This is a genomic window from Saccharopolyspora sp. 6V, from assembly GCF_020176785.1.
GTDB classification, from domain to species: Bacteria; Actinomycetota; Actinomycetes; order Mycobacteriales; family Pseudonocardiaceae; genus Saccharopolyspora_C; species Saccharopolyspora_C gregorii.
Window position 1 is genome coordinate 39,121 of sequence record NZ_JAIUKB010000041.1, and the last position, 9,130, is coordinate 48,250.

Here is a 9,130-nt window from a genome sequence, read left to right on the forward strand (position 1 = left end):
ACCCCCGGGCGGCCCCCCCCCGGGGGGGCCGGGCCCCCCCCCCCCCCCCCCCCCCCCCGCCCCGCCCCCCCCGGGGGGCCCCCCCGCGGGGGGCGGGGCCCCCCCCCCCCCCCCCCCCCCCCCACCTCCCTGTCCGCAGAGCCGGAGAGAACCGTGCACGTCATCACCGACAACCTGCCCCTCTACCTGAGCGGGCTCCTGCGAACGCTGCAGATATGCCTGTACGCCGGGCTGATCGCGCTGGTCCTGGGGACCGTGATCGCGGCCTTCCGGGTCGCACCGCTGCCCCCGCTGCGCGCCACCGGGACCTCGTGGGTCACCGTGTTCCGCAACTGCCCGCTGACCGTGGTGCTGTTCTTCATGGCCTTCGGGCTGCCCGAACTGGGCCTCAACGGCTCCTACTTCTGGTTCGGCACCATCGGGCTCGCCCTCTACACCTCCGCCTTCGTGTGCGAGGCGATCCGCAGCGGCATCAACGCCGTGCCGCCCGGCCAGGCCGAAGCGGCCCGCGCCATCGGCCTCGGCTTCGGCCAGGTCCTGAGCCTGGTCGTGCTCCCGCAGGCGATCCGCACCGTGGTGCCGCCGCTGGGCAACGTCTTCATCGCGATGATCAAGAACTCGGCGATCGTGGGCGCGTTCGGCGTCGGCGGGGACCTGTTCGCCGTCGGCGACACGCTGACCTCGGCGCGCGGCGAGGCCGTGCTGCCGGTGCTCATCGGCGTGGTGCTCGGCTACCTGGTGATCACGATCCCGGCCGGGCTGCTGCTCGGCGCCCTGGAGCGGAAGGTGGCGATCGCCCGATGACGAACTCCGTGCTCTACGAAGCCCCCGGGCCCGCCGCCAAGCGGCGTTCCCTCCTGCTCAGCGTCGCCGTCGGCGTCGTGCTGGCCGCGGTGCTGGCCTGGGTGCTCTACACCCTCGGCGCCAACGACCAGCTGACCGTCGACAAGTGGGGTCCGCTGATCGACCCGACCGACGGCACCTTCGCCCCGCTGTGGACGCTGATGGGCGTCGGGCTGGGCAACACGCTGCTGACCGCCGTGCTGGCGATGGCGTTCTCGCTGCTGGTCGGCACGCTGCTGGCGGTGTCCCGCATCGTCGCGGCCCGCTGGTACCGGTGGGCAGTCGTCGGCGTCGTCGAGCTGCTGCGCGGCGTGCCGGTGGTCATCGCGGTGTTCTTCGCCAGCCGGGTGCTGCCCTCGTTCGGGCTGGACATGTCGGTGATGTGGTACCTGGTCATCGGCCTCACCGCGTACAACTCGGTGATCATCGCCGAGATCGTGCGGGCCGGGATCCAGTCGTTGCCGCGCGGTCAGGGCGAAGCCGCCTACGCGATCGGGATGCGGCGCTCGCAGGTGCTGCGCACCGTGCTGCTGCCGCAGGCGTTCCGGGCGATGCTGCCCGCGCTGATCAGCCAGCTCGTAGTGATCGTGAAGGACACCTCGCTGGGCTTCATCATCTCGTACGTCGACGTGGTGCGGCAGGGGCAGATCGTCATCCAGAACCTGAACAACCCGATCCAGACGTACTTCGTCATCGGCGTGCTGTTCGTGGTGCTCAACTACGCGCTGAGCCGGGCGGCGGTCTACACCGAGCGCAGGCTCAGCCAGGGCCGCAAGGGTGGCGGCACCGCCGCCCGCGCCGCCCAGGCCCAGGCCGCGGAGTGATCCGGTCCCGCCCCGTCCCGCCTCAGCGCGGGGCGGGGCGGGCCTGCACGCCCTCCGCCGCGAGGGTCTCGTCGTAGGCGCGCTGCCAGGTGCCGTCGCCCACCGCGGCGTCGAGCGCGGCGGTGATCCGGTCGTGCAGCGCTTCATCGCCGGACTTGATGCCCAGGTAGTGCTCGGTCCCGTCCGCGGTCACCGCGTACGGGCCGACCGCGTCGACGCCCGACTCGCCCGGTTCGGCCCCGCCGACCAGCAGGTCCACCTCACCGCGCGCCAGCGAACCGTCGCGCAGCGTCGGCGGCAGCATCCGGTAGGAGATCTGGGTCCGCGGGTCCAGGCCCAGCCCCTGCGCCACGAGCTCGGCCACCTCCACGTCGAAACCGCGGTAGCGGCTGCCGTCGCGGGTGGCGAACCGGGGTTCCTCGGCGCGCAACCCCACCAGCAGCGAGCCGCGCTGGCGCACCTCCTCCAGCGTCGCCGAGCCGCCCAGCTCGACCGGCGGCGGGGGTGCGGCACCGGGCCGCGGGGACGCGGCCGGCGGGGCCACCGGGGCGGGAGTGCTCGGCGGCGGCTGCTCCGGTTCACCAGTGCCCGCCGAACATCCGGCCAGGGCCATTCCGCCAGCGAGCACCACTGCCACCACTCCCGTGCGCATGCGCACCATCCTGCCAGCCGAGCGGATCACGGCGGGGCGCGTCGGCGAACGCGCCGCACCCGTCCGGGGCGCTGGGAAAACCCCAGAACCCGGTTCGGGACGGCGGGGCGATGGGGCTTGCCGGGTGCTCCGGCAGCACTGCCACGCGGTGCGGAGCACCGCAGCTCAACGGCACAGCGAACGGTGAGTACATCCGCTAGTCATCCGAACGACAGGTAGTGTTCACACTCGCAACGAATTCTGGATCGGTTTTGACTTCCCCGTCACACCCGTTAGTGTGGCTGCCGTCACGAAGGCGCCAACGTCGTCGCCCCGCACAGCGCTCATCAGCACTGATCGCTCAGGAGGCGAGGAATGGCGACGCACGCGGCCATCCATCCCGTCGTTGCTCGGGTCACCGAGCGCATCGCGCAGCGCAGCGCGCGCACCCGGCGCGAGTACCTCGAACGCATCGACTCCGCCGCCGCCGACGGCCCGACCCGCGCCGGGATGCCCTGCAGCAACCTGGCCCACGGCTTCGCGGGCTGTAGCGGCGCCGACCGGATCGCGGTGCGCGGCGAGACCAAGCCGGGCGTGGCGATCGTGTCGGCGTACAACGACATGCTCTCCGCACACCAGCCCTACGACGAATACCCCGCGTGGATCAAGGACGCGGTGCGCGACGCGGGCGGCGTCGCCCAGTTCGCCGGCGGCGTCCCCGCCATGTGCGACGGCATCACCCAGGGCCGCGCGGGCATGGAACTGTCGCTGTTCTCCCGCGACGTGATCGCGATGGCCACCGGCGTCGCGCTCTCCCACGAGATGTTCGACGGGGCGCTGCTGCTCGGCGTGTGCGACAAGATCGTGCCCGGGCTGCTCATCGGTGCACTCGCCTTCGGCCACCTGCCGACGATCCTGGTGCCGGCCGGACCGATGCCCTCCGGGTTGCCCAACGGCGAGAAGAGCCGCATCCGGCAGCTGTTCGCCGAGGGCAAGGCGACCCGCGAAGACCTCCTCGAAGCCGAATCGGCCTCCTACCACTCCCCCGGCACCTGCACCTTCTACGGCACCGCGAACTCCAACCAGCTCGTCGTCGAAGTGATGGGGCTGCACCTGCCCGGCTCCAGCTTCGTCGCGCCCGGCACCCCGCTGCGGCGCGCCCTCACCGACGAGGCCTCGCGGCGCGTCGTGCAGCTCGCCCGCGGCGAGGAGCGCACCCCGATCGGCCGGTTGCTCGACGAACGAGCCCTGGTCAACGGCGTCGTCGCGCTGCTCGCCACCGGCGGCTCCACCAACCACACGCTGCACCTGCCCGCCATCGCCGCCGCCGCGGGCATCGAACTCACCTGGGACGACTTCGCCGAGCTCTCCGCCGTCGTGCCCTCCCTGTCGCGGGTCTACCCCAACGGCTCCGCCGACATCAACCACTTCGCCGCCGCCGGAGGCGTGCAGACCCTCATCGGCCAGCTGCTCGACGCCGGACTGCTGCACCCCGACGTGCACACCGTCGCCGGGTACGGACTCGACCGGTACCGGCAGCAGCCGTTCCTCGACGACGGCGAGCTGGTGTGGCGCGATGCCCCCGCCGACAGCCTCGACCCGGACGTGCTGCGCGGCGTCGACGACCCGTTCGCGCCCGACGGCGGGCTGCGCGTGCTGCGCGGCAACCTCGGCAGCTCGGTCATCAAGGTCTCCGCGGTCAAGCCGGAGCACCGCGTCGTCACCGCGCCCGCGCGCGTCTTCGACGACCAGCACCGGTTCACCGAGCTGTTCCGCACCGGCGAACTCGACCACGACGTCGTGGTCGTCATCCGCAACCAGGGGCCGCAGGCCAACGGCATGCCCGAGCTGCACGGGCTCACCCCCGCGCTCGGCGTGCTCATGGACCGCGGACACCAGGTCGCGCTGGTCACCGACGGACGCATGTCCGGGGCCTCCGGCAAGATCCCCGCCGCCATCCAGCTCACCCCCGAAGCCACCGCGGGCGGACCGCTCGCGCGGGTGCGCGACGGCGACATGGTCCGGCTCGACGCCGAGAACGGCACCCTCGAAGTGCTCGTCGGCGACGACGACTTCGCCGCCCGCGAACCCGCCCCCGGCGCCGTCACCACCCAGCACGGCACCGGCCGCGAACTGTTCGCCGCCTTCCGCCACGCCGTCGGCCGCGCCGACCAGGGCGCTAGCGTGTTCGCACCGCAGCAGCGCACCGACGCGCCGAGCGACCTGCCCGTCTGATCCGCCCGTCCGAAGGACCGCGGGCGGCGCAGGACGACCGACCGCCCGCACCGGCGCTTACCGAGAACAGGTGAACACCGCCATGAACACTGCCTCCGAAGTGCTCGAGCTCAGCCCCGTCGTGCCCGTCGTCGCCCTCGACGACGTCGCCCACGCGGTGCCGCTCGGCCAAGCCCTGCTGCGCGGCGGCATCCGCACCATCGAAGTCACCCTGCGCACCCCCGCGGGCCTGCCCGCCATCGAACGGCTCGCCGCGGAAGTCCCGGAGATCGTCGTCGGGGCGGGCACCATCACCGAGGTCGGCCAGGCCGACAAGGCGCGCGAAGCCGGCGCCCGGTACATCGTCACGCCCGGCGCCACCGACCGGCTGCTCGACGACGTGGACGCCACCGGACTGCCCTACCTCGCGGGAGTCAGCACCGTCGCCGAGGCGATGCGGCTCGCCGAGCGCGGGGTGACCGCGATGAAGTTCTTCCCCGCCGAACCCAGCGGCGGGGTGCCGTACCTCAAGTCCATCGCCGGGCCGCTGCCGCAGCTGCGGTTCTGCCCCACCGGCGGCATCAGCGTCGACAACGCGGGCCGCTACCTGGCGCTGCCCAACGTGGGCTGCGTCGGCGGCTCGTGGCTGGCGCCGAAGCAGCTGCTCGCCGCCGGGCAGTGGGGACAGATCGAAGCGCTGGCGCGGCAAGCCGCGGCGCTGGGTTGATCCGGTCGGCGCTGGGTTGATCCGGTCGGCGCTGGGTTGATCCGGTCGGCGCTGGGCTGATCCGATCGGCCTCGGGCGGTTCGGGTCGGCTCAGACCGGCGGGGCGAGTGCTGATCCACTGGCCCCGGGGGACTCCGGTGCTGATCCGGTCGCCCTCGGGGCGGCTCTGGTGCTGGTCCGGCGCCGCAGCGATCCGCGGGCGGGGCCGATCCGCCCGGGACGGGCCCGCCGATCGGCGCGGTCCTCCCGCGAACGCGGTAGCCGCCGTCCCCTCCGCAGGCGATCCGGCCCGCCCGCGGCGGCTCGTAGCGTCGGGAGGACCTCGACGCTGGGACGGTCACCGAATGCACCTGCGCGCCAACCGACACCGCTCGCCGGAGCCGCACCGCCGGCCCCGGCGAGCGCTCGGCGCCCTGCTGCTCGCCGCGCTCCTCGGCATCGCCGGGGCCAGCCCCGCCAGCGCCGAACCGGACCGCACCCCCGGCTCAGGGACCGTCGTCAGCTTCACCTTCGACGACGGCAGCGTCTCGCAGACCTCCGGCGCCGAAGTGCTGCAGCGGCACGGCATGCGCGGCACCTTCTACATCATCTCCGGTGCCATCGGCAGCCCCGGCTACCTCGGTCACGACGAGCTGCGGCGGATCGCCGACGCCGGACACGAGATCGGCGGGCACACCGTCACCCACCCCGACCTCACCTCCGTCAGCCCCGACGAGATGCGCAGGCAGATCTGCGACGACCGGGCCAACCTGGAGCAGTGGGGCTACCAGGCCACCTCGTTCACCACGCCGTTCAACGAAACCGACCAGAACGTGCGGAAGGCCGTGCAGGACTGCGGCTACAACAGCGCCCGCACCATGGGCGGTCTGCGCGCGCCCGGCGACTGCGCCGACTGCCCCGCCGCCGAATCCACCCCGCCCGCCGACCCGTACGAGATCCGCTCCCCCGGCATGATCCGGCGCGAGACCACCGTCGACGACCTCAAGGAGGCGGTGACCCGCGCCGATGACGCAGGTGGCGGGTGGGTACCGCTGGTGCTGCACCAGACCTGCGAGATGTGCGGGCCCCTCGGGCTCAACCCGCGGGTCCTCGACGAGTTCGCGGGCTGGCTGCACGACCGCGGGACCCCGGTGCGCACCGTGCACGAGATCGTCGGCGGCCGGGTCGCACCCGTGCACCGGGCGTCCCCGCCGCAGGACCGAGACCGGCCGGTCAACGCGTCGCTCGAACACGCCGGGCCGGACGGGCTCCCGATCGGCTGGGAGACCGGCGGCTGGGGGACGAACACGCCGGTGTGGACCAGGACCCGCGACGCGCACGAAGGGCGGTGGGCGCAACGCCTGGACATGACCCGGTTCACCGACGGCGACGCGAAACTCATGTCGACGCTGGACCTCGGCGAGTACTCGCTGCCCGCGCACACCGGGCACAACTACACCCTCAGCACCTGGTACAAGTCGACGGCGCCCACCCAGCTCGCCGTGTACTACCGGGACCGGGTCGGGCAGTGGCGCTACTGGGTGGCCGGACCGACCTTCGCGCCCGCCGAGCAGTGGTCGAGGGCGCACTGGACGACCCCGCCGGTTCCGGAGGAGGCGACCGGGCTCAGCTACGGGCTCGCCCTGTTCTCGCCGGGTTCGGTCACCACCGACGACTACCAGGTGCGGGTCGACGCGAAGGCCACCAACGAGAGCTCCTGCCGCGAACTGGACTGGTGGGTCCCGCGGCGGTGGCTGTGCCCGTGACCGGCCGGGGAACGGGGTGAGCTCGCATGCCGCTGCCCCGGACGCGCGCGGTGGCGGCACTGACCGCGGCCCTGATCACCGCTTCCTGCGCGGGAGGTGAGCAGGTGCCCGGCCGCCAGTACCCCTGGCACACCGGCATCGTGGCGACCACGTTCTGGGTCGGTGAAGTGCTCGACCCGGACGCCTCCGACGGCAGCCAGGTGATCTCCACCTACGACGCGGCGTGGCAGGAGCACTACGGCGGCTGCGACGGGGTGCTGGTCGACGGCCGGTGCGAGACGGAGCCGCGGACGGCGCACAACGGGTACTTCCCGACCCGGATGGCACCGCGGGAGAACCCGTTCTACCTGGACCTGCCGTTCGACGACCTGAACGATCCGATCGCCTTCGCGCAGCGCGCCGAGGTGGTGCCGTGGAGCCGCGATCCGGGCTACGCCGGGCGCGAGCGGGACCGCGCGTTCAGCTACCTGAAGAACCGCTGGGTGCAGCTCACCAGGGGCGACGCGGTCTGCTACGGGCAGGTGCAGGACGCGGGGCCCGCCGAGTACCACGACGCCCGCTACGTGTTCGGGCCCGACGACGCGCGACCGGTGAACACCCGGTTCAACGGGGCGGGACTGGACGTGTCCCCCGCGTTGAACGGCTGCCTCGGGTTCACCCGGCTCAACGGCGCGCAGGACCGGGTGAACTGGCGCTTCGTGGAGGAGTCCGACGTGCCCGGCGGACCCTGGCGGCGCATCGTCACGACGTCACCGCCGACGCTGTACTGACCGGCGTGCGACCCGCCCGGGATCAGGCCGCGAGCTCGTCGGTGATCAGGGCGAGGGCGTCCGGGATGGAGTCGACGACCGGCACCCCCGCCGGTTCCAGCGCGGACCGGCTCATCACGCCCGTCGTCACCAGCACGCAGCCGGTGCCGACCTTGTCGGCGGCGAGCGCGTCGTCGAGGACGTCGCCGATGAGCACCACGTCCGCCGGCCGCAACCGCTGCGCGGCGAGGTGGTGGTCCAGGTGCTCGGCCTTGGCGCCGCCGCCCACCTCGGTGCGCAGCCCGTCGACGCGCTCGAACAGCGGCAGCAGCTCCAGCTCGGTGATCAACGGGACCAGTTCGTCGTGGAACCACATCGACAGCAGCGACTGGGTGCGCCCGGCCGCCGACCAGCTGTGCAGTTCGTCCGGCACGCCCGGGGCGAGCCGCGCCGTGTGCAGCAGTTCCCGGTAGTGCTCGTGGTAGAGCACGTCCAGCTTGTTCCAGTCCGCTTCGGTCAGCGGACGCTCCAGCAGCCGCTCGTAGCACTGCTGCAGCGGGCGGCTGAACACCGTCCGCCAGTGCTCCAGGTCGATCGGGTCCCTGCCGAACTCGGCGCAGACCGCGTTCACCGCCGCGACCACGGCGTCGTTGTCGTCGAGCAACGTGCCGTTCCAGTCCCACACGATGTGCCGTGCCGCCGTTCCCGCGCCACCACCGACTCGCATGTCACCCCTGTCGATCGACTCCGGACGTCCGAGCGGGCAGCCTAGCGAAGACCGGTGATCTCCGAATCCACCCGCCGGGCGCGTGCTGCGTCACCTCGGGTGCCGTCCGGACCTGGCCGCCCCCGCTCAGGACAGGTCCGGGTCGTCCGCTCGCCCGAGTTCGTCCTTCGCGACCCGGAAGGCGAGGCCTTCGGAGTAGCCCTTGCGCGCGAGCATGCCGACGAGCCGGCGCAGCAGCTTCTCCTGGTCGTCGACCCGGGCGGAGCGGAGCTTGCGGCGCACCAGCTCCCGCGCCCGCTCCTCCTCGGCGTCCGGGTCCACCGCGGAGAGCGCCTCGGCGACGAGGTGCTCCTCGACGCCCTTGCGGCGCAGCTCGTAGCCGAGCGCCTTGCGGCCCAGGCCTTGGTTGCGCTGGCGCTCGTTGACCCAGGCCTCGGCGAACTCGGCGTCGTCGACCAGGCCCGCGTCGACGAACTTCTGCAGCACCGCGTCCGCGACGTCCTCGTCGATCTCCTTGCGCAGCAAGGCGTTCCGCAGTTCGGAGCGGGGGCGGGGGCGCCCCCCCCCCCGCCGGGGCGCGCTGTGGCGGGCCGCGGCCGCCGGGGGGGGGGGCCCCCCCCGCGGGGGGGGGGCGCGGCGCGGCCCGCCCCCCCCCCCCCGCCGGGCGGGG

9 protein-coding genes are annotated in these 9,130 nt (G+C 73.2%); 6 read left to right on the plus strand and 3 right to left on the minus strand.

The features are described from left to right. Window positions 1-153 precede the first annotated feature (153 nt). Complete coding sequence (locus tag LCD35_RS09725; RefSeq protein WP_224955355.1) at window positions 154-804, plus strand: amino acid ABC transporter permease; 651 nt, start codon at window positions 154-156, stop codon at window positions 802-804. Next, a complete protein-coding gene (locus LCD35_RS09730; RefSeq protein WP_224955354.1) occupies window positions 801-1,667 on the plus strand; it encodes an amino acid ABC transporter permease in 867 nt (288 codons plus the stop codon). Before LCD35_RS09725 ends, LCD35_RS09730 begins: the two co-directional genes overlap by 4 nt. Window positions 1,668-1,689: 22 nt before the next feature. On the opposite strand, the gene LCD35_RS09735 is transcribed toward LCD35_RS09730, so the two are convergent. After that, window positions 1,690-2,319, minus strand: a complete 630-nt coding sequence (locus tag LCD35_RS09735; RefSeq protein WP_224955353.1) for a transporter substrate-binding domain-containing protein — start codon at window positions 2,317-2,319, stop codon at window positions 1,690-1,692. 354 nt (window positions 2,320-2,673) lie between these two features. On the opposite strand from LCD35_RS09735, the gene edd reads away from it, so the two are divergent. The 4 genes from edd (at window position 2,674) to LCD35_RS09755 (ending at window position 7,754) form a co-directional block, all read left to right on the plus strand. After that, the gene (gene edd / locus LCD35_RS09740; protein WP_224955352.1) at window positions 2,674-4,533 is read left to right on the plus strand and encodes a phosphogluconate dehydratase; all 1,860 of its coding nucleotides are present in this window, start codon (window positions 2,674-2,676) and stop codon (window positions 4,531-4,533) included. Window positions 4,534-4,615: 82 nt separating this feature from the next. After that, window positions 4,616-5,239 (plus strand): bifunctional 4-hydroxy-2-oxoglutarate aldolase/2-dehydro-3-deoxy-phosphogluconate aldolase, encoded by a 624-nt coding sequence (eda, locus tag LCD35_RS09745; protein ID WP_224955351.1) that lies wholly within the window; start codon window positions 4,616-4,618, stop codon window positions 5,237-5,239. Window positions 5,240-5,583: 344 nt separating this feature from the next. Then, window positions 5,584-6,984 carry a polysaccharide deacetylase family protein gene (locus LCD35_RS09750; protein ID WP_224955350.1) on the plus strand — a complete coding sequence of 467 codons (1,401 nt, stop codon included), beginning with the start codon at window positions 5,584-5,586 and terminating at the stop codon, window positions 6,982-6,984. Between the two features lie 26 nt (window positions 6,985-7,010). After that, complete coding sequence (locus tag LCD35_RS09755) at window positions 7,011-7,754, plus strand: hypothetical protein (RefSeq protein ID WP_225044065.1); 744 nt, start codon at window positions 7,011-7,013, stop codon at window positions 7,752-7,754. A gap of 22 nt (window positions 7,755-7,776) precedes the next feature. Here LCD35_RS09755 and LCD35_RS09760 read toward each other — a convergent pair whose 3' ends face one another. Beyond that, complete coding sequence (locus LCD35_RS09760) at window positions 7,777-8,460, minus strand: HAD family hydrolase (protein ID WP_224955348.1); 684 nt, start codon at window positions 8,458-8,460, stop codon at window positions 7,777-7,779. Window positions 8,461-8,586: 126 nt separating this feature from the next. Further along, window positions 8,587-9,130: regulatory protein RecX (locus tag LCD35_RS09765; RefSeq protein WP_374108056.1), on the minus strand; the 544-nt coding region annotated here is incomplete at its 5' end.

Coding starts and splice junctions, on each gene's coding strand:
- LCD35_RS09760 (WP_224955348.1), bottom strand. CDS start 8,460: ATGCGAGTCGGTGGTGGCGCGGGAACGGCGGCACGGCACATCGTGTGG.
- LCD35_RS09730 (WP_224955354.1), top strand. CDS start 801: ATGACGAACTCCGTGCTCTACGAAGCCCCCGGGCCCGCCGCCAAGCGG.
- LCD35_RS09750 (WP_224955350.1), top strand. CDS start 5,584: ATGCACCTGCGCGCCAACCGACACCGCTCGCCGGAGCCGCACCGCCGG.
- LCD35_RS09755 (WP_225044065.1), top strand. CDS start 7,011: ATGCCGCTGCCCCGGACGCGCGCGGTGGCGGCACTGACCGCGGCCCTG.
- edd (WP_224955352.1), top strand. CDS start 2,674: ATGGCGACGCACGCGGCCATCCATCCCGTCGTTGCTCGGGTCACCGAG.
- eda (WP_224955351.1), top strand. CDS start 4,616: ATGAACACTGCCTCCGAAGTGCTCGAGCTCAGCCCCGTCGTGCCCGTC.
- LCD35_RS09735 (WP_224955353.1), bottom strand. CDS start 2,319: ATGCGCACGGGAGTGGTGGCAGTGGTGCTCGCTGGCGGAATGGCCCTG.